This window comes from Paraburkholderia sp. BCC1876 (assembly GCF_902833695.1).
Lineage (GTDB): Bacteria > Pseudomonadota > Gammaproteobacteria > Burkholderiales > Burkholderiaceae > Paraburkholderia.
The window spans coordinates 17,224-40,520 of sequence record NZ_CADFGI010000020.1 but is presented as its reverse complement, the minus strand read 5'-3'; the positions used below and the strand labels follow the sequence as shown (position 1 = coordinate 40,520).

At 64.7% G+C, this 23,297-nt stretch carries 21 protein-coding genes; 12 read left to right on the top strand and 9 right to left on the bottom strand.

What is annotated here, in order from left to right:
* Nucleotides 1-289 precede the first annotated feature (289 nt).
* Both rraA and HWY05_RS37180 read left to right on the top strand, forming a co-directional pair.
* Complete coding sequence (gene rraA, locus HWY05_RS37185) at nt 290-784, top strand: ribonuclease E activity regulator RraA (RefSeq protein ID WP_176061424.1); 495 nt, start codon at nt 290-292, stop codon at nt 782-784.
* A gap of 124 nt (nt 785-908) precedes the next feature.
* Nucleotides 909-1,310 carry a gamma-glutamylcyclotransferase family protein gene (locus tag HWY05_RS37180; RefSeq protein ID WP_176061423.1) on the top strand — a complete coding sequence of 134 codons (402 nt, stop codon included), beginning with the start codon at nt 909-911 and terminating at the stop codon, nt 1,308-1,310.
* A 284-nt stretch (nt 1,311-1,594) separates the two neighbouring features.
* Here HWY05_RS37180 and aceB read toward each other — a convergent pair whose 3' ends face one another.
* Nucleotides 1,595-3,208, bottom strand: a complete 1,614-nt coding sequence (aceB, locus tag HWY05_RS37175) for a malate synthase A (RefSeq protein WP_035546245.1) — start codon at nt 3,206-3,208, stop codon at nt 1,595-1,597.
* An 82-nt stretch (nt 3,209-3,290) separates the two neighbouring features.
* The gene (locus tag HWY05_RS37170) at nt 3,291-4,106 is read right to left on the bottom strand and encodes a haloacid dehalogenase type II (protein ID WP_176061422.1); all 816 of its coding nucleotides are present in this window, start codon (nt 4,104-4,106) and stop codon (nt 3,291-3,293) included.
* A 152-nt stretch (nt 4,107-4,258) separates the two neighbouring features.
* On the opposite strand from HWY05_RS37170, the gene HWY05_RS37165 reads away from it, so the two are divergent.
* Together HWY05_RS37165 and HWY05_RS37160 are read left to right on the top strand one after the other, a co-directional pair.
* On the top strand, nt 4,259-5,161 hold the full coding sequence (locus HWY05_RS37165; RefSeq protein ID WP_176061421.1) for a LysR family transcriptional regulator: 903 nt from the start codon (nt 4,259-4,261) through the stop codon (nt 5,159-5,161).
* 222 nt (nt 5,162-5,383) lie between these two features.
* Nucleotides 5,384-5,818: a universal stress protein gene (locus HWY05_RS37160; RefSeq protein WP_111929034.1), complete on the top strand. Its 435-nt coding sequence runs from the start codon at nt 5,384-5,386 to the stop codon at nt 5,816-5,818.
* 214 nt (nt 5,819-6,032) lie between these two features.
* Here HWY05_RS37160 and aceA read toward each other — a convergent pair whose 3' ends face one another.
* The 3 genes from aceA to HWY05_RS37145 all read right to left on the bottom strand — a co-directional run bounded on the left by aceA (nt 6,033) and on the right by HWY05_RS37145 (nt 10,370).
* Nucleotides 6,033-7,340, bottom strand: coding sequence for an isocitrate lyase (gene aceA / locus HWY05_RS37155; protein ID WP_035546239.1), 1,308 nt, complete (start codon nt 7,338-7,340; stop codon nt 6,033-6,035).
* Nucleotides 7,341-7,814: 474 nt separating this feature from the next.
* Entirely contained in the window at nt 7,815-9,497 is a 1,683-nt protein-coding gene (locus tag HWY05_RS37150; protein ID WP_035546238.1) for a DEAD/DEAH box helicase, read from the bottom strand.
* 603 nt (nt 9,498-10,100) lie between these two features.
* Nucleotides 10,101-10,370, bottom strand: coding sequence for an acyl-CoA-binding protein (locus HWY05_RS37145; protein ID WP_035549067.1), 270 nt, complete (start codon nt 10,368-10,370; stop codon nt 10,101-10,103).
* A gap of 167 nt (nt 10,371-10,537) precedes the next feature.
* Between HWY05_RS37145 and tsaB the strand changes: the two genes are divergently transcribed.
* Genes tsaB through HWY05_RS37125 form a run of 4 tightly spaced genes read left to right on the top strand, consistent with a single transcriptional unit; the run spans nt 10,538 to nt 14,031 of the window.
* A complete protein-coding gene (gene tsaB / locus HWY05_RS37140; protein WP_176061420.1) occupies nt 10,538-11,419 on the top strand; it encodes a tRNA (adenosine(37)-N6)-threonylcarbamoyltransferase complex dimerization subunit type 1 TsaB in 882 nt (293 codons plus the stop codon).
* On the top strand, nt 11,416-11,910 hold the full coding sequence (gene rimI, locus HWY05_RS37135) for a ribosomal protein S18-alanine N-acetyltransferase (protein ID WP_035546235.1): 495 nt from the start codon (nt 11,416-11,418) through the stop codon (nt 11,908-11,910). The genes tsaB and rimI overlap by 4 nt, the downstream gene beginning before the upstream one ends.
* On the top strand, nt 11,897-13,024 hold the full coding sequence (locus HWY05_RS37130) for a uracil-DNA glycosylase (protein ID WP_176061419.1): 1,128 nt from the start codon (nt 11,897-11,899) through the stop codon (nt 13,022-13,024). Before rimI ends, HWY05_RS37130 begins: the two co-directional genes overlap by 14 nt.
* Nucleotides 13,021-14,031, top strand: coding sequence for a DUF1853 family protein (locus HWY05_RS37125; protein ID WP_176061418.1), 1,011 nt, complete (start codon nt 13,021-13,023; stop codon nt 14,029-14,031). Before HWY05_RS37130 ends, HWY05_RS37125 begins: the two co-directional genes overlap by 4 nt.
* Before the next feature lie 47 nt (nt 14,032-14,078).
* Here the strand turns inward: HWY05_RS37125 and thiD are convergent, their stop codons facing one another.
* Entirely contained in the window at nt 14,079-14,885 is an 807-nt protein-coding gene (thiD, locus tag HWY05_RS37120; protein WP_035546231.1) for a bifunctional hydroxymethylpyrimidine kinase/phosphomethylpyrimidine kinase, read from the bottom strand.
* 70 nt (nt 14,886-14,955) lie between these two features.
* A complete protein-coding gene (gene lplT, locus HWY05_RS37115; RefSeq protein WP_035546229.1) occupies nt 14,956-16,263 on the bottom strand; it encodes a lysophospholipid transporter LplT in 1,308 nt (435 codons plus the stop codon).
* Nucleotides 16,264-16,483: 220 nt separating this feature from the next.
* Between lplT and alr the strand changes: the two genes are divergently transcribed.
* The 3 genes from alr (at nt 16,484) to HWY05_RS37100 (ending at nt 19,415) form a co-directional block, all read left to right on the top strand.
* Complete coding sequence (gene alr, locus HWY05_RS37110) at nt 16,484-17,554, top strand: alanine racemase (protein WP_035546226.1); 1,071 nt, start codon at nt 16,484-16,486, stop codon at nt 17,552-17,554.
* 40 nt (nt 17,555-17,594) lie between these two features.
* Nucleotides 17,595-18,971 (top strand): DNA repair protein RadA, encoded by a 1,377-nt coding sequence (gene radA / locus HWY05_RS37105; RefSeq protein WP_035546224.1) that lies wholly within the window; start codon nt 17,595-17,597, stop codon nt 18,969-18,971.
* 165 nt (nt 18,972-19,136) lie between these two features.
* Complete coding sequence (locus HWY05_RS37100) at nt 19,137-19,415, top strand: DUF2866 domain-containing protein (protein ID WP_035549064.1); 279 nt, start codon at nt 19,137-19,139, stop codon at nt 19,413-19,415.
* Between the two features lie 92 nt (nt 19,416-19,507).
* Here the strand turns inward: HWY05_RS37100 and HWY05_RS37095 are convergent, their stop codons facing one another.
* Both HWY05_RS37095 and HWY05_RS37090 read right to left on the bottom strand, forming a co-directional pair.
* Complete coding sequence (locus tag HWY05_RS37095; protein WP_279614200.1) at nt 19,508-20,659, bottom strand: CaiB/BaiF CoA-transferase family protein; 1,152 nt, start codon at nt 20,657-20,659, stop codon at nt 19,508-19,510.
* Between the two features lie 70 nt (nt 20,660-20,729).
* Nucleotides 20,730-22,673: an ATP-binding cassette domain-containing protein gene (locus HWY05_RS37090; RefSeq protein ID WP_035546222.1), complete on the bottom strand. Its 1,944-nt coding sequence runs from the start codon at nt 22,671-22,673 to the stop codon at nt 20,730-20,732.
* A 136-nt stretch (nt 22,674-22,809) separates the two neighbouring features.
* Between HWY05_RS37090 and HWY05_RS37085 the strand changes: the two genes are divergently transcribed.
* Entirely contained in the window at nt 22,810-23,289 is a 480-nt protein-coding gene (locus HWY05_RS37085; RefSeq protein ID WP_035546221.1) for a glutathione peroxidase, read from the top strand.
* The last annotated feature ends 8 nt before the right edge of the window (nt 23,290-23,297 follow it).

Sequence of the window (23,297 nt, the reverse complement as noted above, 5' to 3'; positions counted from 1 at the left end):
AGCACAAGCACAAGCACAAGCACAAGCACAAGCACAAGCACAAGCACAAGCACAAGCACAAGCACAAGCACAAGCACAAGCACAAGCACAAGCACAAGCACAAGCACAAGCACAAGCACAAGCACCAGCACCAGCACCAGCACCAGCACCACCGCCAGCGATACGCGGCCCCACCAGCCCCACCAGCACCCCCATCGCGATCGTCACTCCACCCCCACCGCATTCCCCACCTTCCCCAGACCCCAAAGTTGCATAATGTCCCGACTGCCCGTCCTTCGAGGAGAACTCCATGACCTTTGCTACCGCGGACTTGTGCGACGCACACGAGGATCAGTTGGCGCTCGGCGTCTTACGCGTGCTCGAGCCGGTCTTTCATCTGTTCAGCCGCAGCGAGAGTTTCAGCGGCGAAGCGGTGACGCTCAAAGTCTTCGAAGACAATGCACTCGTGCGCGCCACGCTCGAGGAGCCGGGCGCGGGCCGCGTGCTGGTGGTCGACGGCGGCGGCAGTCTGCGGTGTGCGCTGGTCGGCGGTAACCTGGCGCAGATCGCGCAACAAAACGGCTGGGCGGGCATCGTCGTGAACGGCTGCGTGCGCGACGCGCTGGAGTTGAACGAAGCCGACGTCGGCGTGATGGCGCTGACCACCAACCCGCGACGTTGCCAGAAGCTCGGCGGCGGCCAACGCGACGTGCCGGTGCAGTTGCCCGGCGCGCTGGTGCGTCCCGGCGAATGGATCTACGCGGACATTGACGGCGTGCTGGTTTCCAGCGCGGCGCTGAACTGAGCCGCGCCTGAAGCGGGCGGTGAAGCGGGCCGTGAACCACGCCTGAACCACGCCCTGAACCAGGCCCTGAACTAGGCCTCAAACAGAACTTACCCGACCACCCACTCAAGGAGAGCAAACGACGATGCAAACCGTCTTTGTATACGGCACGTTGCGCGCCGGAGAAGTGAACGACATCCGCGACGCCGCGGTTCGCAATGAGATTGCCTTGCCGAATCTGCTCGGCACGGCCACGGTGCGTGGCCATCTGTTCGACTTCGGTTCGTACCCGGGGTTGGTGGTCGACGAAGCGGGCGTCGACGTGATCGGCGACGTCTACGAAATCGAAGACGAACTGGTCGCGGTGCTCGATGAAATCGAGGCGGTGTACCCGGGCGTCGAAGATCGTTTCCTCGCGCGCGAAGTGATGGTGAAGGTAGACGGCAACGTCGTGAATTGCCGTTTCTATCCGGTCGCGCCGGCTGCGGTGAAGGGCTTGCCTGAGATTAAATCGGGCGATTGGGTGGAGCACCGCGGCACGCGCTGAGCGAACCGTCGCGCGCAGGTAGCGCTTAGGTAGCGCGTAGGCAGCGCGCAACGCAAAGCAACACGACGCAACGCAACGCGCAAAAGAAACCGGGCCAAAAAAACGGCCCGGCAAGCTCACGCCTGTCGGGCCGTCCGGTCGGTCAGTCTTGCGACGCAAGCCGCCTTCGCATCGCGCGCAATACACAAGTGCACCACCGTAAAACTGCACAAGCGCAAGAAATACGCGAAAGAAAAACAAGCTTGCTACTACGTCGTTCGTTGCGGAGGCATCTAACCTCCGCGTCAGATTTCCTCGTAAAGCGGCAGCGTCAGAAAGTCGGTGAACTGCTCCGACGTCGACATCTCTTCGAAGATCTGCGCGGCGCGCTCATACGGCTTCGTATCGCCACCCACCGCCTGCTTCACGTTGTCGAGCTCCTGCGCCGACAACTCGCGCACCAGCTCGGCCGTCACCTTGCGGCCGTCGTCGAGCTTGCCCTTCGGCGAGCGAATCCACTGCCACACCTGCGAGCGCGAAATCTCCGCGGTCGCCGCGTCTTCCATCAGGTTGTGAATCGGCACACAGCCATTGCCCGCGAGCCACGCGCCCAGGTAGTGAATGCCGACGTTGATGTTGTTGCGCAGACCGGCTTCGGTGATCGGTGCTTCCGGACGGAAGTCCGTCAGATCAGTTCCCGTGACGAGCACGTCGTCGCGTTGCTTGCCGATCTGGTTCGGCTTGTCGCCGAGCACCTTGACGAACTCTTCCATCGCGATCGGCACCAGCCCCGGATGCGCGACCCAGCCGCCGTCGTAACCGTCGCCGGCGTCGCGCGCCTTGTCGGAACGCACGCCGCCCATCGCCTTCTCGTTCGCGGCCGGATCGTTCTTGATCGGAATCAGCGCGCTCATGCCGCCAATCGCCGGCGCATTGCGACGATGGCAGGTCTTCAGCAGCAACAGCGCGTAAGCACGCATGAACGGCGCGGTCATCGTGATCTGCGAGCGGTCGGCGAGGCAGAAGTCGCGGTCGGCCTTGAACTTCTTGATCGCCGAGAAGATGTAGTCCCAGCGGCCGGCGTTCAGCCCCGAGCTATGCTCGCGCAGCTCGTACAGAATCTCGTCCATTTCGAACGCCGCGACGATCGTTTCGATCAGCACCGTCGCGCGAATCGTGCCGCGCGGCACGCCGACGGCTTCCTGCGCAGCGAGGAAAATGTCGTTCCACAGACGCGCTTCGAGATGGCTTTCCAGCTTCGGCAGATAGAAGTAGGGGCCCGAGCCGCGCGCGACCAGTTCCTTCGCGTTGTGCACCATGAACAGCGCGAAGTCGAAGATCCCGCCCGACACGCGCTTGCCGTCCACCGTGACGTGCTTCTCGTCGAGATGCCAGCCACGCGGCCGCACGATCAGCGTGGCGACCTTGTCGTTCAGCGTGTACGACTTGCCGTTCTGCTCCAGCGAAATCGTGCGACGCACCGCGTCCTTCAGGTTGATATGGCCGGTGATCTGGTTGTCCCAGCTCGGCGCATTCGAATCCTCGAAGTCGGTCATGTACGAATCCGCGCCCGAGTTCAGCGCGTTGATGATCATCTTGCGCTCGACCGGACCGGTGATTTCGACACGGCGGCACTGCAGATCCTGCGGCAGCGGCGCGATGGTCCAGTCGCCGTCGCGAACGTGTTTCGTCTCAGCGAGGAAGTCGGGACGCTCGCCGGCGTCGAGACGCTTCGTGCGTTCCACGCGAGCCTGCAACAACTGCTGACGGCGCGGCTCGAACGTGCGGTGCAGCGCGGCGACGAGTTCAAGCCCTTCGCGCGTGAGAATCGCTTCATAGCCCGGCTTGATTTCAGCCGTGATGGCCATGCCCTGCGGCAGCGTGAGTGAAGACTGCGACGATGACAACGGATTCGCCATGGTTTCTCCTTGGTCGGTCAGATTGCAAAGATGCAAATGTTGAATTGCGATTAAGGTGCGTCGTGAGGTCCGGTGGAAGCTGTCATGCGCCAGGGCTGTGGCGCGTGCGGCCGCTGCCGGGGCCGCTGCTGCGGCCGGGCGACGCGAGGGTTTTCAGGAAAGCGAGCAGATCGTGCATGCCTCCGCCCGTCCCATGCGGCATGACGCCCAGTTCTTCGACGGGTGCGTTTTGCCGGTTGAGCCAGAAAGTGGTGAAGCCGAACCATGTCGCGCCGGCCACGTCCCAGCCGTTCGACGACACGAAGACGAGCTCGCGCGGCTCCGCGCCGAAGGCTTGCGTGCCGAGCGTATAAGCGGCGGGCGAGGGTTTGTAGGCGCGCACGGCGTCCACGGACAGGACGTGATCGAACAGGCCCGTCATGCCGGCGCTCTTCACGGCGATGTCGAGCATTTGCGGGTTGCCGTTCGAGAGGATCGCGAGGCCGGCGCGCGGACCGGCTTGCGCGCCGGTTTCCGCACCGGCCACGGACGACGCCTCGCGCAACAGGCGCAGCGCCGGCACGGCATCGGGGAAGGCGGAGAGGCACGCGTATTCGTCCATCAGACGTTTTTCGGCCGCGCGGCTCAGCGTGAGCTGACGTTTTTTCGCGGCGAAGCGCAGCGCGTCGAGCGTGATGTCCCAGAACGGCCGATAGTGCGCGCCGGGCGAGCCGGCCGGATCGGCGAGGGTGCGCAGCTGCGTGTATTCGATCTGTTTTTGCCGCCATAACTGCGAGAGCGCATCGCCATGGCCGGGAAACATCTGCTCCGCGGCAGCGATCACCGAATGCACGTCGAAAAGCGTGCCGTACGCGTCGAAAATCACTGCTTTAGGGAAAAGTGTCGTTGTGGCCGACATTGCCGTGCACTCCTATCAGAGGTCAGGACGGATTGTATTAGTGATGCTCAGTGCTAAAAAAGAGGCTAAAGATCACTTGATCTTTTACTTTCATACACCTAATCTGACGCGCACCGACCACTTTCCCCGCTTCGCTGCGGCCTTGCCCGCTTATGGACCGTTTCAAGCAGATCGAGACTTTCGTCGCCGTCGCGGCCAAGGGCAGCCTGTCCGCCGCAGCGCTCGCCGAGGGTGTCGCGCCGGCGATCATCGGCCGCCGGATCGATGCGCTCGAAGAACGGCTCGGCGTCAAATTGCTGGTGCGCACCACGCGCAAGATCACGCTGACCTTCGAAGGCTCGGCCTTTCTCGAAGACTGCCAGCGTGTCATTCATGATATGCAGAACGCCGAAGCCAGTGTGTCGGCGGGCGGCGTCAAGGCGAGCGGCCATTTGCGGCTGTCGGCGCCGGCCGGTTTCGGGCGCCGCCATGTCGCGCCGCTGGTGCCGGCGTTCACCGTCGCGCATCCGGACGTGTCGATCACGCTCGATCTGTCCGACCGGCTGGTCGATCTGGTCAACGAAGGCTTCGATTGCGCGGTGCGGCTCGGCGAGTTGCCGGATTCGTCGCTGGTGTCGCTCAAGCTCGGCGAGAACCGTCGCGTGTGCGTGGCGTCGCCGTCGTATCTGAGCCGGCGCGGCGCGCCGCACACGCTGGCCGATCTCGCGCATCACAACTGCCTCGCGCTCGGCGCGAGCGCCAACCAGCAGCGCGGCTGGATGTTCCAGCAGGCCGACAAGGTCGTGTCGATCAAGGTGTCCGGCACGATGGAATGCTCGGACGGCGCGGTGCTGCACGAGTGGTGCCTGGAGGGCTACGGGCTCGCGTGGCGCTCGTGGTGGGAGGTCGGCACGGACATCGCCGCCGGGCGGCTGGTCAGCGTGCTCGACGAATTCGCCGCGCCGCCGATCGGCATTCACGCGGTGTTTCCGCAGCGCCGCCATTTGCCGTTGCGGGTCCGGCTGTTTCTCGACTTTCTCAAGCATACGTACGGCCATCCCGGTTATTGGGGCTGAACGCGCGGCGGGCGTTGCGCGCGTGTGCGTGCGCGCGCGTAGTGGCGGTGATGGCGGTGGCGGCGTTGGTGGCGCCGCCCGCAACGGGTTTCCGATATGCGGACAGACCCTCGCCCGATCCATACCCGCGATTCCGCGACCTACAATCGATTCAGGCGGCTTGCGAGCCGCGCCTCGTGGACGCTGACGCCGTGCTGCGCTGAGCCGGCGACGGAGGGCATCATGTTCAGGCACATCCTCGTTCCTACCGATGGTTCCGACCTGTCGCGCAAAGCGATCGACGGCGCGATCGATCTCGCGCAGGCCGTCGGCGCGCAAGTCACCGCTTACGCGTGTCTGCCGCAATATCCGTACTCGCCGTTTTCCGACGTGGTGGTCGAGCCGCCGTCCGAATTCCTGCAGCGCAGCGAACGCGAAGCGCGGGTGCATCTGCGCGAGGTCGAGCTGGCCGGACGGCGCGTCGGCGTCGCGGTGGTGAGTCGCACCAGTGTGCATCCGGCGCCGTATCTCGGCATCATCGAAGCGGCCGAACACGGCGGTTGCGACGTGATCTTCATGGCTTCGCACGGGCGCCGCGGTCTGGGTAGTTTGCTGATCGGCAGCGAAACGCAGCGGGTGCTCACGCATACGAAGATTCCGGTGATCGTGTATCGCTAGATATGCGGCCCGCCGGGCGAGGGGCCGAAAAAAAACGCGCCGGCGATCAGGCCGGCGCGTCGACTGTTCGCCGCACAATGCATTGCGCTGGCTTTGTTTCCGCCGCTGCGAGTTTGTTCTCTCCCAGATTCTTCGGTCCCGGGCCGCCACGGCGAAAACCGTGGCGGCCCGATGACGTGCTCCTCCCTGTGCTGTTGCGTGCTTCGATGCCTGCTTACGCGACCTTCTTGTCGAAGAACTGTTCGTCTTCCGTCGAGCCGTGCAGCGCGGTCGTCGAGGCGTCGCGTTCGACCGTTTGCGTCACGGCGTCGAAGTAGCCGGTGCCGACTTCGCGCTGATGCTTCACGGCGGTGAAGCCCTTGTCGGCGGCAGCGAATTCAGCCTGCTGCATTTCGACGAACGCCGTCATCTGATTGCGGGCGTAACCGTGCGCGAGATTGAACATCGAGTAGTTCAGCGCGTGGAAGCCGGCCAGCGTGATGAACTGGAACTTGTAGCCCATTGCGCCGAGTTCGCGCTGGAACTTGGCGATGGTCGCGTCATCCAGATTCTTCTTCCAGTTGAACGACGGCGAGCAGTTGTACGACAGCAGTTGGTCCGGGAATTCCTTGTGGATCGCGTCGGCGAATTTCTTCGCGAACTCGAGGTCCGGCTTGCCGGTTTCGCACCAGATCATGTCGGCGTACGGCGCGTAGGCGAGGCCACGCGAGATCGCCTGTTCGAGACCCGGCTTGGTGCGGTAGAAACCTTCCACCGTGCGCTCGCCGGTCAGGAATGGCTTGTCGTTGTCGTCGATATCCGACGTCACGAGATCGGCCGCTTCCGCGTCGGTGCGCGCCAGCAGCACGGTCGGCGTGCCGGAGACGTCGGCGGCCAGTCGCGCGGCGGTCAGCTTGGCGATGTTTTCACGCGTCGGCACCAGCACCTTGCCGCCCATGTGGCCGCATTTCTTCACCGAAGCGAGCTGATCTTCGAAGTGCACGCCCGATGCGCCGGCTTCGATCATCGCCTTCATCAGTTCGAACGCGTTCAGCACGCCGCCGAAACCGGCTTCCGCGTCGGCGACGATCGGTGCGAAGTAGTCGATATAGCCTTCGTCGCCCGGATTCTTGCCTTCCGACCACTGGATCTGGTCGGCGCGCGTCAGCGTGTTGTTGATGCGCTTCACGACCAGCGGCACCGAGTTCGCCGGATACAGCGACTGGTCCGGGTACATTTCGCCGGCCACGTTGGCATCGCCCGCCACTTGCCAGCCCGACAGATAGATTGCCTTCAGGCCGGCCTTGACCTGCTGCATGGCCTGGTTGCCGGTCAACGCGCCGAGCGAGTTGACGAACGGCTCGGTGTTGACGCTTTCCCACAGCTTTTGCGCGCCGCGCTTGGCCAGCGTGTGGTCAACCTGCACCGAGCCACGCAGACGGATCACGTCTTCCGCCGAGTAGGTCCGCTTCACGCCTTTCCAGCGCGGATCGGTGTCCCATTGCTGCTGGAGTTGCTTGGCTTGTTCTTCGCGCGTCGTCATGGTGTGCTCCTTGTTTGCCTGTAATGGGTAGGTGACTCTTGTCTTCGTCGAAGCGGCTGGCCGGTTGGGCGTTTCGTTTCGTGAAGTCTTGTATAAGAGTCTAGGCAAATCGGTGCTGGCGCAATAGACGGGTGGGAGGGTTTCTGGCGTATTTATTTGTGTTTTAAATCAATTGCTTATAATCAACGTTTCACATTAAGAAACGTTTTTTCCCATCTTGATATAGGATATCTTGTGCCGTGCAGCACGATTTTTTACGACGCAAAAAAATTTTCCACATCGTGAAATTTCGGCGTCCATCAAATTGCGGGCGAAAAAAAACCGGCGCCTGAGCACCGGTTTCTCTCGACTGACGAACAGCGCGGGGCCGTTCGGGTCTTTTTTCAAGCTGACTTGCTGGTATTGCTTGCGTCCGGCAAGCGCGCTACTGCTCTGAAGCAGCGTGACGCGCCATGCCGATGCGCGAGCGAATACTTAGCTGCCGCGACGCGCCGTACGCGGGCCGTCGCTGCGGCGTGCGCCGTAGCCGCCGTCGCGCGAACCGCCGTAGCCTTCACGCGAACCGCCGCCGAAGCCGCCTTCACGCGAACCACCTTCACGCGAACCGCCACCGAAGCCACCTTCACGCGAACCGCCGCCAGCCGACTTGCCGGCCCAGCCGCCGCCATTGCCGCTGCGCGCGCCGCCGCCGTTACCGGCGGGCTTGCCTGCGCCGCTGCCGCTACCGAAGCGACGGCCAGCACCGCCACCGTTGCCACCGCCCGGACGGCCACGGCCGCCGAAGCCAGGACGGCCACCACCGCCAGCCGGAGCCGACTTGCGCGGCTCGAAGCCAACCACGACGTTGACCGGCAGCGGGGTGCGCACGAAGCGCTCGATGCGCTTCAGCGCGCCTTGTTCAGCGTGATGCACGAGGCTCACCGCGGTACCCGTGCGACCAGCACGGCCGGTACGGCCGATACGGTGCACGTAGTCTTCTGCGAACTTCGGCAGGTCGTAGTTGAACACGTGCGTGATGCCCGGAATGTCGATACCGCGAGCGGCGACGTCCGTTGCCACCAGCACGCGAACGCGACGCTCGCGCAGTGCCTTGATCGTGCGGTTACGCGCGCCTTGCGGCAGATCGCCGTGCAAAGCGGCCGATTCGAAACCGGCGTCGGCCAGACGGCCTGCCAGCTGGTCGGCGTCCATCTTGGTTGCCGTGAAGACGATAGCCTGGTCGAGGCCTTCGTCGCGCAGCAGATGGTCGAGCAGACGATCCTTGTGATCGCGGTCGTCCACGTAGTGAACCGTTTGCGAAATGTTGGTGCGTTGTTCGAGGCGCTGAACGATTTCGATCCGTTCCGGATCCTTCAGCAGACGGCCCGTCAGCGAACCGATCTTGCCGTCGAGCGTGGCCGAGAACAGCATGGTTTGACGCGTAGCCGGCGTAGCCGCGACGATCGTTTCGATGTCTTCGATGAAGCCCATGTCGAGCATGCGGTCGGCTTCGTCGAGCACGAGGATCTGCAGTTGCGACAGATCGATACGGCCGCGTTCCAGATGGTCGATCAGACGACCCGGCGTGGCGACCAGGATTTCCGGGTTCTTCGCCAGCAGCATCAGTTGCTGGCCGTAAGCGACGCCGCCCAGAATGCTGACGGTGCGCAGACGCTTCAGATGCTTGCCGTAGTTGGCGGCGGCGGTGGTGACCTGCATTGCGAGTTCGCGGGTCGGCGTCAGGACCAGCATGGTCGGACGGGCAACCGGTTGCGGACGGCGCGTGGTGCGGGCGTCGGCCGCCGGACGCGCTTCACGCGGCTGGCTGGCTTGGGCCTTTTGCAGTTGCGAGAAACGCTCGATGGCGGGCAGCATGAACGCGGCGGTCTTACCCGAACCGGTCGGGCTCGAGACCATCAGATCGCGGCCGGCGATACCGGCGGGGATAGCGCGTTGCTGAACCGGCGTCGGGTTCTGGTAACCAGCGGCGGTCAGCGCGGAGACGACATCCGCGGAGAGACCAAGCGACGCGAACGTCGGGCCGGTCGGCGCAGCGGCTTCAGCGGCGACGGCTTCCGGAGCGGCAGCGACGGCTGCGACTTGTTCCGGTGCGTCGGCGAGACCGAGGGCTTGATCGGCGATGGCGTTCAACGGGCTGGAGGTGTTGCTCGAAGTCATGAGAATCCTTGGTACACAGGGAATTAAAACGTCGGCGCCAATCGGCATACCCAAGTCGTCGGATTCAGCGAGCAAAGAAGCAGCGAGCAAATCGAAAAACGGGGGCAGCTCGCGACAATGAAGGCGAGCTTTTCGTTAGAAGCTGTATCGGATGCGACATGCCAACACGGCGTGCCGCCAGCCTGGGACATGATCGCCCGTAGGGGGCTAGGCAGGAGGGGACAGGTTCTAAACTGGATTGGAGCTAAACGCTACGAGGCGCTGCGCCGCAAAGGCCGCTGGAGGAAAGCCGGGCAGAGCAGTGAAGCGCAGGCAGCATTCTATAGGGTTTTGTTGCACTGCGCCACTGTTAAGAAACTTCTTAGTGGAAGAAATTGCTTTTTCTGGCTGCGCGGGGCGCGCTAAGCGGCGCGGGGAGGGGCGCCCAGCGTTTAGCCGTGGCGCGCGGATCAGGCAAGTGACGCGAAGGGGGAAGCGGGAGGGCGCGCTAATTGGCGGCCGGGCGGCGACGCGGGCAGTCGGTGGCGCGGGGCAGTCGGCCAGACTGTTCGACTGCCCGATCGCCAGGCGACCAGGCGACCCCGATCTACCGCGCTACCGCTGTCAGGCCGCCGTGCCGTTCTTCAGCGATTCGACGAGTTCCGCGTATTGCTGCTTGGCGGCGTCCTGCGTGGTGCCTTTGAGCGCGCCCCACGCGTCGTACTTGTATTTGCCGACGATGTCGGTGAAGCCCGGCTTGTCGCCGTGGACGTCGCCTTCGGTCGCCTGCTTGAAGAGCGCGTAGAGGCGCAGCAGCGTGAGGTTGCCCGGACGCTCCGTCAACTGTTTGACGTCTTCCTGGGCTTGCGCGAATTGGGTGGTGATGTCGGTCATGTTCGTTTTGCCCGGTAGCGGGAGTGGGTTACGGTGGCCGACGATCATAACAATTGCCTGCCGTCGACGGCCCGAGGGCTTATTCCAAACGCCGGCCACCGGCTTGCGGGCCAACCCGAACCAGATTGGCGCGCGCCGCGCCGATCACGCCGATTACAATACGGTCCATGACTCAAACTGTGCTCCTCGCTCTCGATACGTCGACCGAATTCTGTTCGGTAGCGCTTTTGTCCGTCGCCGGCGCCGCCGCCGGCCAGACGCATGCCGAACCCCGCCTCTGGGTCCGCCACGAGCAGACCGGCGCGGTCTCCAGTACGCGCCTGCTCCCCGCCATCCGCGAACTGTTCGCCGAAGCCGGCCTGACGCTGGCGGACTGCGACGCGATCGCGTTCGGCTCCGGGCCCGGCTCGTTCACCGGCCTGCGCACGGCAACCGGCGTCGCGCAAGGTCTCGCGTTCGGCCTGAATTTACCGGTCGTGCCGGTCAGCACGCTGCTGGCTTGCGCGGAAAGTGCCCGCTTGCGCGATCCGTCGGCGACGCGCGTGCTGGCCGCGCTCGATGCCCGCATGGACGAAATCTATTGGGCCGACTTCGCTTGGGATGAGGCGCAGGGCGACTGGCGCACGCTGCAAGCGGCCTCGCTCGACGCGCCGGAGCGGTTGGTGTTGCCGGAGGTTCCGTTCACGCTGGCCGGCAACGCCGCCGCCGCGTTCGGCGCGCGGCTGCCCGCGGTGGCCGCAGCGCGCACGGTCGACGGCGATGCGCTGCCGCACGCTGTGCCGCTCGCGCATGCCGCGTTGCGTGCGTTGCGCGCCGGCCGCACCGTGCCGGCCGATCAGGCCGCGCCGGAATACGTGCGCGACAAGGTCGCGCAGACCACGGCGGAGCGGATGGCCGACAAGGCTGAAAAGGCCGCTCAAGCCACTCAAGCCGCTCAAGCCACTCAAGCCACTCAAGCCACTCAAGCCACTCAAGCCACTCAAGCCACTCAAGCATCGCAGGGCGCCCACGCCTCACACGACATCCAGCCGGGCGAGGGCGGCCAATGAGCGGCGTGTTGCTAGCTGACCGCTACATATCGCCGATGACGGAAGGCGATCTGGACGAGGTCGCGGCCATCGAAAAGATCGCTTATGAGTTTCCCTGGAGCCGTGGCAATTTCGGCGACTCGCTGCGCAATGGCTATTTCGGCATCTGCCTGCGTCATGTGACCGGCGCGCTGATCGGCTATTGCGTGCTGATGCCGGTGGTCGATGAAATGCATCTGCTCAACCTGTGCGTGACGCCTGCCGCGCAGGGCGGCGGCGCCGGTCTCGCGCTGCTTCGCGAAGCGGTGCGGATTACCCGCGCGGAAAAACTCGAAGGCCTGCTGCTCGAAGTGCGGCCGTCGAATCATCGCGCGATCCGGCTGTACGAGCGCTTCGGCTTTGCGTCGATCGGCCGGCGCAAAAATTATTATCCGGCGCGGCATCGCAGCCGGGAGGACGCCATCGTGATGCGTTTCTCGTTTGCCACGGAGGGCGCAGATGGCGCTGCATGATTCGGTACTGGAAGAGTTCGGCCTCGCGCCGCTGTGGGTGCGTCGCGGAATGGCGGCGCAGCCGGTTGCGTCTGAAGCGACAGAAGCGTCTGAAGCGTCTGAAGCGGCCAGCGGGCAAGATGTGGCCGCCGCAGCTGCAGTTGAGCCGGAGATGCGCCGCGCGGCTCAACCGTCGCAGCAACCGTCGCAGCAACCGGCCACACGCGATCGCTCCGACGATCGCGACGCGCCGATGCGCGCAAGCGAATCACCGCGTCCCGTACAGGACGGCCGGTCAAACGAGCGCCGTATGCAACCGGCGCAACCTGAAGCTCAAACCCGCTCGCAATCGCCCACCGTCGAAACACCGCATCAACCGAAGCCGCCAACCCGGCCTGCAACACAATCGCGCGCCCCTGAACAATCGCCTTCATTCGACGCACCGCCCGACGACGATTTCGCGTGGTTCGACGATCTGCCAACCGAGGCGCCCGGGCACGGACACGCGCCGCCCGAAGCTCGCCGCGAAGCACCCCAACCGCCGGCAATCCACACGCTCGACTGGGACGCGCTGAGCGAACGCGTTGCGGCCTGCGAAAGTTGCCGGTTGTGCGAGAAGCGCACCAACACCGTGTTCGGCGTCGGCGATCGCAACGCCGACTGGATGCTGATCGGCGAAGCCCCCGGCGAGAACGAAGACCGTCAGGGCGAGCCGTTCGTCGGCCAGGCCGGCAAACTGCTCGACAACATGCTGCGTTCGTTGACGCTCGCGCGCGACACCAACGTCTACATCGCGAACGTGATCAAGTGCCGGCCGCCCGGCAACCGCAATCCCGAGCCGGACGAAGTCGCGCGCTGCGAGCCGTATCTGCAGCGTCAGGTCGCGCTGGTCAAACCGAAACTGATCGTCGCGCTCGGCCGCTTCGCCGCGCAGAGTCTGCTGAAGACCGAGTCGAGCATTTCGTCGCTGCGTGGCCGCGTGCACGAATACGAAGGCGTGCCGGTGATCGTCACCTATCACCCGGCATATCTGCTGCGCAGCTTGCCGGATAAGGCGAAGGCGTGGGCCGACCTGTGCCTCGCGCGCGACACGTGGCGCGCGGCTGGTGACGCGCCCGCGGACCCGCCGAAGTGACGACCGCCGATGGTTCGGCGGCACACGTCGCCGTCGCGCCCGGCGCTCGCGCCGCGACGCTCGACACGCTGCTGACCCAATTGCGCGCGCCCGCCGTGCGTGATCTCGCCTGGTTGCTGCTGAGTGCCGATCTGTTGCGCGCGCAACCACCGGCGGGCGTGCTCGCGACGCCGTTCGACACGCGTCAGGAGTTTGAAGCAACCGTCGCCTGGCTGTGCGCCCTCGATGCCGCACCAGCGCCTCTACAGCGCGATCTGACGGCCACGCGCATCACGCGTCTTGGCCGTTACGCTGAGCGACTGCTCGGCTGGTTCTTGCAGAACGGACCGGCGGCGCGGCTGATCGCGGCGGGTGTGCCGCTGCGGCATGAAGGCATCACGCTCGGCGAGTGCGATTTTCTGCTGCAGACGCAACGCGGCGCGCGGCTCCATTGGGAGCTGGCCGTGAAGTGCTATCTGCATGCCGGCGCGGGGCGCGGCAAGCTGGCGGACTACGTCGGGCCGAATCTGAAAGACCGCTTCGATCTCAAGCTCGCGCATGTGCTGAATCATCAATTGCCGATGAGCGCGCGTGAAGCGTTCGCGTCGACCGGCTACGCGGGGCCGTGGACGCCGCAGATGTTCATCAAAGGCTGGCTGTTTTACCGGCACGGCGAGACGCCGCTCGATCCCGTCGAGCTGGATCCGGCGCATGGGCGAGGGTGGTGGGTGACGCGCAACGACTGGCCGGGTTTCGCGGCCGGGCAGGCGTGCAAATGGCGGACGTTGCCGCGCCTGGAGTGGCTCGCGCCGAGGCGCTACGAACAGCACGAGGCAGAGGTGGCGGATGCGTCAGAACAGACGCTTGTCGATGCCGACACGCTTGCCGCGCAAACGTCGCATCAACATGGACCGGCAATGGTCGTCGCATTCGACGAGGACAGCGCGGGCAATCTGGTGGAACGTTCGCGCGGTTTTATCGTGCCGGACGAATGGCCCGAGCAGGCTCAGGCTTACGCGCGGCAGTAGCAACTAGTAGCAGAAACGGGCGCAGCCGCGCCCAGCCGCCCAATCCCTCACCACCACCGATAAAAGTGATGCACCGGCCCAACCCCGCTGCCCACCTCTAACCGATCGCTCGCCTGCAGCGCGCCGGTCAGATACAGCTTCGCATCGGCCACCGCGCTCGCCAGATCGCTACGTTGCGGAATCAGCGCCGCAATCGCCGACGACAACGTGCAGCCCGTCCCATGCGTGTTCTTCACCGGCACACGCGGGCCGCCAAGACGCAACGTGCCGCCTGCTTCAACCAGCCAGTCCGGACTGTCCGCCGCGCTCAAATGGCCGCCCTTCATCAGCACCGCGCGCGCACCGAGCGCGCGCAGGGCTTCGCCTTGCTCGACCATGCCCGCTTCATCGGTCGCGCTGGGCACGCCGAGCAACGCGGCGGCTTCCGGCAGGTTCGGCGTCAGCAGATCGGCCAGCGGCAGCAGTTCGTCGCGCACCGCCGCGACCGCATCCGGCAGCAGCAGCGCGTGATTGCTCTTCGAAATCATCACCGTGTCGAGCACGACGTGTTTGGGCTTGTGGCGCCGCAACGCATCCGCGACCGCTCGCGCGATCGGCGCGTTCGCCAGCATGCCGATCTTCACGGCGTCGATGCGGATATCGTCGAACACCGCGTCGAGCTGCGCCGTCACGAAGCCGGGGTCCGGCGCGTGAATCGCCGTGACGCCGCGCGTGTTTTGCGCGGTCAGCGCGGTGATCACGCTCGCGCCGTAGGCGCCGAGCGCCGAGAAAGCCTTCAGATCGGCCTGAATGCCGGCGCCGCCGCCGGAATCGGAACCGGCGATGGTCAGCACATTCGGAATAGGTTGAGTCATGGCAAAGCGAGGAAAGAGGAAGGCGCGAGGAAGGCGCGGGCGCTAGCGAGAGAGCGAGGCCCGCTGCGAATCAGTGCCTGGCTTCGCCGATCAGCGCGACCGAGTCGAACTCGCGCTGATTCGCCTGGTGGCGCCGCATCACGAGCCACATCATCAGACAGACGAAGGTGCCGAACAGCACGATCACAGCCGTGACCGGCACGTCGAGCCACACCAGCACGGCGTAGAGGCACAGCATGACCAGCACGGAGAGATTTTCGTTGAAATTCTGCACGGCGATCGAGTGACCCGCCGACATCAGCACGTGCCCGCGATGCTGCAGCAGCGCGTTCATCGGCACGACGAAAAAGCCCGACAGACCGCCGACGATCATCAGGAAAATATACGCGACGATCAGGTAGCCCGGCACATGCACGCGGCCGAAATACACGCCCCAATGAACGGGGAACAGGCTGCGCGTGTAGAACGCCATCAGCATCACGGCGATACCCATCATGATGCCGACCGGCAGCACCGACAGCGACTTCTTCAACGGCACGCGCGAGGCGGCGAAGATCGCGCCGGCCGCCACGCCGACCGCCACCACGGCTTGCAGGATGGCCGCTTCGGACAGCGACATGTTCAGCGACACCTCGGCCCATTTCAGCACGATGAATTGCAGCGTTGCGCCGGCGCCCCAGAACAGCGTGGTGACCGCGAGCGAAATCTGCCCCAGCTTGTCGCGCCACAGCACGAGAAAGCAGTCGGCGAAATCGGTAACGAGTTTGATCGGGCCGCGTTCCTGTTTCGGATAACGCGCGCCGGTGTCGGGAATGCGCAGATTGAACAGCGCGGCGATGATGTAGATCGCCATGATCACCAGCATGGCCGCTTCGGCCGGCGTGTTGACCGTGGGAATGTGCTGCCTGAGGATCGGCGCGGCGATGTGCGGACTGATCAGCGCGCCGCCAAGTACCGTGCCGAGAATGATCGAGCCGACCGTGGTGCCTTCGATCCAGCCGTTCGCGGCGACCAGCCGGTCAGGCGGTAGCAGTTCGGTGAGAATGCCGTATTTGGCGGGCGAGTAGGCCGCCGCGCCGAACCCCACGATGCCGTACGCGATCAGCGGGTGCGCGCCGATCAGCATCGTGATGCAGCCGGCGACCTTGATGGTGTTGGTGACGAACATCACGCGCCCCTTGGGACGCGAATCGGCGAAGGCGCCCACGAACGCAGCCAGCACGACGTACGACAGCACAAAGAACAACTTGAGCAGCGGCGTCATCCAGTTCGGGGCGTGAAGATCTTTCAGCAGTGCAATAGCAGCGATCAGAAGCGCATTGTCGGCCAGCGACGAAAAAAACTGCGCGGCCATGATGGTGTAAAAACCTTTTTTCATCTGATGCGATGCTGTCCTCGCTGCGGTCTGTCCGCCCCGGTGCCGTGTGGAAGGCGTCCGGGCTTATACCGTTCGAAATGGGTTGTGCGCACGGCTTTATATCATGAAAATAGCTGGATTCGGACTAGCAAAATCCTTGATCGCACCGCCCAGCGGGCTGCCGAGCGTTGAAAACGCCCTGTAAGCCGCTGATTCGCAAGCGTCTTTACGAAAATATCCCATGCCGCGCCCCCTTTCAGCCACGATCCATACCGCCGCACTCGCCAATAATCTCGCTGTCGCCCGCCGCTACGCGCCGAAATCGAAGATCTGGGCTGTCGTCAAAGCGAACGCCTACGGGCACGGTCTCGCCCGTGCTTTCCCTGGTCTGCGCGCCACCGACGGCTTTGGTTTGCTTGACCTCGAAGAAGCCGTGAAGTTGCGTGAATTGGGCTGGGCCGGCCCGATTCTGCTGCTCGAAGGCTTCTTCCGTCCGACCGATATCGACGTGATCGACCGCTACAGCCTGACCACCGCGCTGCATTCGGACGAACAGTTGCGCATGCTCGAAATGGCGCGCCTGTCCAAACCCGTCAACATCCAGTTGAAGATGAACACCGGCATGAACCGCCTCGGTTACACGCCGGAGAAATACCGCGCCGCGTGGGAGCGCGCGCGCGCCGCCCAGGGCGTCGGCCAGATCACGCTGATGACCCATTTTTCCGATGCCGACGGCGACCGCGGCATCGGCTATCAGATGGAAGCGTTCGAGCGCGGCGCGCAGGGCATTGCCGGCGCGCGCAGCCTGTCCAACTCGGCGGCCACGCTGTGGCATCCGGCCGCGCACTTCGACTGGGTGCGCCCGGGCATCATCCTGTACGGCGCGTCGCCGTCGGGCGTGACGGCCGCGATCCAGGGCACGGGCTTGCAGCCGGCCATGACGCTCGCGTCGGAACTGATCGCCGTGCAGACCCTGAGCGAAGGGCAAACGGTCGGCTACGGCTCGTCGTTCAAGTCGCGTGCGCCGATGCGCATCGGCGTGGTGGCGTGCGGCTACGCGGACGGCTATCCGCGGGTCGCGCCGGAAGGCACGCCGGTGATCGTCGACGGCGTGCGTACGCGGATCGTCGGGCGGGTCTCGATGGACATGCTGACCGTCGACCTGACGCCGATTCCGACCGCCAACGTCGGTTCGCGCGTCGAACTGTGGGGCACCTCGCTGCCGATCGACGACGTCGCGCAGGCCTGCGGCACGATCGGCTACGAGCTGATGTGCGCGGTCGCGCCGCGCGTGCCGGTGCGGGCCGAGTAAGACATCAATCCAGAAAACAGCAACTCAGGCAATCTCGCGCGTGGCTAAACCCAAGACTCTGTACATCTGTAGTGAATGCGGCGGGCAATCGCCGAAGTGGGCCGGGCAGTGCCCGTCCTGCAATGCGTGGAACACGCTGGTCGAATCGGTGGCGGAGGCGCCGTCCACGCACCGTTTCCAGTCGCTCGCGAAGAGCGCGCCGGTGCGCCGTCTCGCCGACATCGAAGCGTCCGACGTGCCGCGTTTCTCCACCGGCGTCAGCGAATTCGACCGCGTGCTCGGCGGCGGTCTGGTGCCGGGCGGCGTGGTGCTGATCGGCGGCGATCCGGGCATCGGCAAGTCCACGCTGCTGCTGCAATCGCTCGCCGAAATCGCCGCCGACAAACGCGCGCTCTACATCAGCGGCGAAGAATCGGCCGCGCAGATTGCGTTGCGCGCGCAACGGCTTTCGTTGCTGGAGCCCGGCTCGAAAGCGAGCGAGCTGCAATTGCTCGCGGAAATCCAGCTCGAAAAAATCCAGGCGACGATCGCCGAGCATCAGCCCGACGTCGCCGTGATCGACTCGATCCAGACCGTCTATTCCGACGCGCTGACCTCCGCGCCCGGCTCGGTTGCGCAGGTGCGCGAGTGCGCGGCGCAATTGACGCGCATCGCCAAGCAGTCGGGCACCACCATCATCATGGTCGGCCACGTGACCAAGGAAGGCGCGCTGGCCGGGCCGCGCGTGCTCGAACACATCGTGGATACGGTGCTGTACTTCGAGGGCGACACGCATTCGTCGTATCGCCTGGTGCGCGCCATCAAGAACCGCTTCGGCGCGGTCAATGAACTGGGCGTGTTCGCGATGACCGAGCGCGGCTTGCGCGGCGTGGCCAATCCGTCGGCGCTGTTTCTGTCGCAGCACGAGCAGTCGGTGCCCGGTTCCTGCGTGCTGGTGACGCAGGAGGGCACGCGGCCGCTGCTGGTGGAGGTGCAGGCGCTGGTGGACTCGGCCAACGCGCCGAATCCGCGGCGGCTCGCGGTGGGTCTCGAACAGAACCGGCTCGCAATGCTGCTGGCGGTGTTGCACCGCCACGCCGGCATTGCCTGTTTCGATCAGGACGTGTTTCTGAACGCGGTGGGCGGCGTGAAGATCACCGAACCGGCGGCCGACCTGGCCGTGCTGCTGGCGATTCATTCGTCGATGCGCAACAAGCCGCTGCCGAAAGGCCTCGTCGTATTCGGCGAAGTGGGGCTGGCCGGTGAGATCCGGCCGTCGCCGCGCGGTCAGGACCGGCTGAAAGAAGCGGCCAAGTTGGGCTTTTCCATCGCGGTCATTCCGAAGGCCAATGCACCGAAACAGCCGATAGAAGGCTTACAGGTCGTTGCGGTCGAACGGATCGAGCAGGCGATCGACCGGGTCCGCACGCTCGAATAGACGGGCTTCCGGCGCCGGCGGGCGCCGTGCGGAACGCGCCTGGCGGTAATGGCCGGTAAATATCTCCATATTGGCTGTAACCTGCCGGCCAACCCTTTTTCCTAAGCTGCAAGCGTATTGCATTGCCGTATGCATCGCTTCAGATGCCAGAAAAAGGATCGCGCCTTGAAACAGTCATGTGAAACCGTAGTCGATCGGTCCATCCAGGTGCGCGGCTGCCGCGTCTCCGCACCGATTCGCCAGCCTTGGGGCGGCGCCTGCCGGATTGTCGAGTGGATCGACACCACCGGGCAGATTTCGCGTCGGGTAGTCGCCGAAGATGCCACAGCTGCGGACGTGCGCGCCACGATCAATCGTCATGTGGAAGGCCGTAAGTACGTGCTGTACGACGACGAGAAGACGCCGCGTCAGACGTTGCCGCGGCAGTCCGTGGTGCGGCGTTGAGGGGTGGGGTTTATAAGAGCCATGGGTCCGGATTGCCGGGTGCCGAGGTTCCACGCCCTGCGCCCCAAACCCCTTGGGCCCCGAACCCGCGCTCAGTTGAACCCGCGCCGTAATTCCACGCGCGGCTGCAGATCAGCCTGCTCTTTCTTCTTTTTCTTCGCTTCGATGGCGCGCTCTGCCTCCGCCGCGGCCGCCAACGCCGCCGCGTAAGCCTGCGGATTGAACAGCGGATGCTGTGCGGCTTCCGCCGCCGTCAGCACCGGCGAAACGCAGCAGTCGAGCGGCTCCAGCAGCAGAACCCAGTCTTTCAGCGCACGCTTGCCGATCACCCCGGCGAGTTCCTGCGTCAGCGCGGCGGCGTCCGGGCCGCCGATCGCCTGACCGAGGCTCCAGTGACGGGTGGCCCATTCAGGCCGGTCGAGCGCCATGCACAGGGTTTCCCAAAACTTCAGTTCGAGCGCACCGACCGCGAGCCAGCGGTCGTCGAGCGTGCGGTACAGGTTGTAGCAGGGTACGCCACCGTTCAGCAGACCTGCGCCGGCGGCGGGCGCCGCGCCTTCGTTGGCGAGCGAGACCTGGGCGACGACGTTGTGCGCGTGGGTGACATGCGTCATCGAGACGTCGACGAAGCGGCCTTCGCCGCCGCGCGACACGTGCCACAACGCGGCGAGAATCTGCGTCACCGCGCTCAATGCGCCGCCGAGCAGGTCGGCGATCTGGAAATTCGGCAGGATCGGCGTGCCGTCGCGGCTCGCCAGTTGTTCGAGCACACCCGCATAGCCGATGTAGTTCAGATCGTGGCCGGCATGATCGACGAACGGGCCGCTCGCGCCATACCCGGTGATCGCGCAGTAGACCAGCCGTGGATTGAGCGCGCGCAGCGTCTCGTAGCCCAGGCCAAGCCGCTCCATCACGCCGGGCCGGAAACTTTCGATCAGCACGTCCGATTCAGCCGCGAGCGCCCGCAACACGTTGCGGCCGGCGTCGGACTTGAGGTCGAGACGGGTCTCGCGCTTGCCGCGATTGACCAGCCGGTAGAACGCGCCGGGCCGTCCGGCCACCCGGTCGCCCGACGACTGCATCATCGTGCGGGTCGGGTCGCCCGCGCCGGGCGCTTCGATCTTCAGCACGTCGGCGCCGAGTTCGGCGAGCCGCAACGCGGCGACCGGGCCGGGCAGCAGGCGCGTCAGGTCGAGCACGCGCAGTCCTTGTAGCGCGGGCGGCGCCGCGTTGGACGATGACACGGATGATGCTGTCGCGGATGACAAGGCCAACCTCCCGTCGATACCGGCGCGGATTGAAAACCGCCTGCCGCTAGCCGATTTGCTCGAGTTCCTCGTGAGTCTCGAGCCATTCGGCTTCGAGCGTTTCGAGGCGCGCGTTCACATCTGCCTGACGGCGGATCGCCTCCGTCAGCTTGCTCTTCTGTTCGGGCTCGTAACTGGCCGGATCGACGACGAAGGCATCCAGCGTCGACTTCTCCGCGTTGAGCGAGTCCATTTCCTTTTCGATCTTCGTGATGCGGTTTTGCAGCGGCTTTTTCAGGTGCCCGAGCTTCTGACGCGTTTCCGCTTCGAGACGCCGCTGTTCCTTGCGATTCACGCCGTTGTCCGCGCCGCTGTCTGCATTGCTTGCCGCCGCGCCTGCCTTGAGCGCCGCGCGCTGTTCTGCCGCGTGTTGCAGCAGCCAGTCGCGGTAGTCGTCGAGATCGCCGTCGAATTCCTGCAGGCGATGCTTCGCGACCAGCATGAACTGGTCGGTTGTGGCGCGCAGCAGATGCCGGTCGTGCGACACCAGAATCAGCGTGCCTTCGAATTGCGCGAGCGCCATGGTCAGCGCGTGCCGCGTTTCGAGATCCAGGTGGTTGGTCGGCTCGTCGAGCAGCAGCAGATTCGGCTTTTGCCAGATGATCAACGCGAGCGCGAGGCGGGCCTTTTCGCCGCCGGAGAACGGCGCGATTTTCGACGTGGCCATTTCGCCGGAAAAGTTGAAGCTGCCGAGGAAGTCGCGCAATTCCTGCTCGCGCGTGTCCGGTGCGAGACGCGCGACGTGCTGCAACGGTGTGTCGTCGGCGCGCAGCGTTTCGAGCTGATGCTGCGCGAAGTAGCCGATCCGCAGCCCTTTGCCTTCGCGCACGTGGCCGCCGAGCGCCGCGAGCGTGCCGGCGAGCGTCTTGATCAGTGTGGATTTGCCCTGGCCGTTCGCGCCGAGCAGGCCAATGCGCTGCCCGTTCTGAATGGACAGCATGACGTGCTCGACGATCGGAATCTCGACGCCTTCGTCTTCGTTGCGATACCCGCAGCGCACGTTTTCCATCACCATCATCGGATTCGGCGCGGAATCGGGCGTGCGGAATTCGAACGTGAACGGCGACTCAGCGTGCGCCGGCGCGATCATTTCCATCTTTTCCAGCGCCTTCACGCGGCTCTGCGCCTGGCGTGCCTTGGTGGCCTGCGCCTTGAAGCGGTTGATATAGCTCTGCAGATGCTCGACCGTGCGCTGCTGCTTCACATACGCGCTCTGTTGCAGCGCGAGCTGCTGCGCGCGCAGCACTTCGAATTGCGTGTAGTTGCCGCCGTAGCGCTTGATCTGCTGATGTTCGAGATGCAGCGTGACGTTGCAGACCGAGTCGAGGAATTCGCGGTCGTGCGAGATCACGATCAGCGTGCCCGGATAACGGTTCAGCCAGTCTTCGAGCCAGACGATCGCGTCCAGATCCAGGTGATTGGTCGGTTCGTCGAGCAGCAGCAGATCCGAGCGGCACATCAGCGCCTGAGCGAGATTCAGACGCATGCGCCAGCCGCCCGAGAAGCTGCTAACCGGCTCGCGGGTCTGGTCGAGCGTGAAGCCGAGGCCGAGCAGCAACGCTTCGGCGCGCGCGGGCGCGGTGTAGCCGTCGGCGTCCGCGAAAGCCGCGTGTGCTTCGCCTTCGGCCGCGCCGTCATGCGCGGCGGAGGCCGCGGCAATCGCGGCTTCGATCGCGCGCAAGGCCGCGTCGCCGTCTAGCGTGTAGGCGAGGGCGGTTTTATCGGCGGCCGGGGTTTCCTGCGCGACGTGAGCGATCTGCCAGTTGGGCGGCATGGCAAAGTCGCCGCCGTCCGCATGCAGTTCGCCGAGCAGCACGGCAAACAGCGTCGACTTGCCCGCACCGTTCGCCCCCACGAGGCCGGCTTTTTCGCCGGGGTTGAGGGTGAACGTGGTGTTGTCGAAGAGCGGCTTGGTGCCGCGCGCGAGGCTGAACTGATTAAAGCGGATCACGAAGAGGCCGGCTGAAGAAAAACGCTATTTTAGACTGCCGGCGCGGACACCGGGCGCTCAACGGGGATCGGCCATTCGGCCGACTGTTCCGGCGCGACTTTTGGCATAGACTGGCAGCTTTTACGGGGGAGCACACATGACATCGATTTATTCTTTTTCGGCACGTAAGCTCGGCGGCGAGGAAGTGAGTCTCGAGCAGTATCAAGGCAAGGTTTTGCTGATCGTCAACACGGCGAGCGAATGCGGCTTCACGCCGCAATATGCGGGTTTGCAGAAGCTGTTCGACACCTACGCGGCGCGCGGACTGGCGGTGCTCGGCTTTCCGTGCAACCAGTTCGGCAAGCAGGAGCCGGGCGATGCGTCGGCAATCGGCAGCTTCTGCGAGAAGAACTACGGCGTGACCTTCCCGATGTTCGACAAGATCGACGTGAACGGCGCGAACGCGCATCCGCTGTTCCGCTATCTGACCGAAGAGGCGCCGGGTCTGCTGGGTCTGGAAGGGATCAAATGGAATTTCACCAAATTCCTGATCGGCCGTGACGGCAGTGTGCTGAAGCGCTACGCGCCGCTGACCAAGCCCGAGGCGATCACCGAGGATATTGAAAAGCAGTTGTGATGGGTTGG

Coding starts and splice junctions, on each gene's coding strand:
- rimI (WP_035546235.1), top strand. CDS start 11,416: ATGAGCGGCGTGTTGCTAGCTGACCGCTACATATCGCCGATGACGGAA.
- HWY05_RS37130 (WP_176061419.1), top strand. CDS start 11,897: ATGGCGCTGCATGATTCGGTACTGGAAGAGTTCGGCCTCGCGCCGCTG.
- thiD (WP_035546231.1), bottom strand. CDS start 14,885: ATGACTCAACCTATTCCGAATGTGCTGACCATCGCCGGTTCCGATTCC.
- tsaB (WP_176061420.1), top strand. CDS start 10,538: ATGACTCAAACTGTGCTCCTCGCTCTCGATACGTCGACCGAATTCTGT.
- rraA (WP_176061424.1), top strand. CDS start 290: ATGACCTTTGCTACCGCGGACTTGTGCGACGCACACGAGGATCAGTTG.
- HWY05_RS37170 (WP_176061422.1), bottom strand. CDS start 4,106: ATGTCGGCCACAACGACACTTTTCCCTAAAGCAGTGATTTTCGACGCG.
- HWY05_RS37165 (WP_176061421.1), top strand. CDS start 4,259: ATGGACCGTTTCAAGCAGATCGAGACTTTCGTCGCCGTCGCGGCCAAG.
- alr (WP_035546226.1), top strand. CDS start 16,484: ATGCCGCGCCCCCTTTCAGCCACGATCCATACCGCCGCACTCGCCAAT.
- HWY05_RS37150 (WP_035546238.1), bottom strand. CDS start 9,497: ATGACTTCGAGCAACACCTCCAGCCCGTTGAACGCCATCGCCGATCAA.
- HWY05_RS37145 (WP_035549067.1), bottom strand. CDS start 10,370: ATGACCGACATCACCACCCAATTCGCGCAAGCCCAGGAAGACGTCAAA.
- HWY05_RS37180 (WP_176061423.1), top strand. CDS start 909: ATGCAAACCGTCTTTGTATACGGCACGTTGCGCGCCGGAGAAGTGAAC.
- aceB (WP_035546245.1), bottom strand. CDS start 3,208: ATGGCGAATCCGTTGTCATCGTCGCAGTCTTCACTCACGCTGCCGCAG.
- HWY05_RS37160 (WP_111929034.1), top strand. CDS start 5,384: ATGTTCAGGCACATCCTCGTTCCTACCGATGGTTCCGACCTGTCGCGC.
- aceA (WP_035546239.1), bottom strand. CDS start 7,340: ATGACGACGCGCGAAGAACAAGCCAAGCAACTCCAGCAGCAATGGGAC.
- HWY05_RS37085 (WP_035546221.1), top strand. CDS start 22,810: ATGACATCGATTTATTCTTTTTCGGCACGTAAGCTCGGCGGCGAGGAA.
- lplT (WP_035546229.1), bottom strand. CDS start 16,263: ATGAAAAAAGGTTTTTACACCATCATGGCCGCGCAGTTTTTTTCGTCG.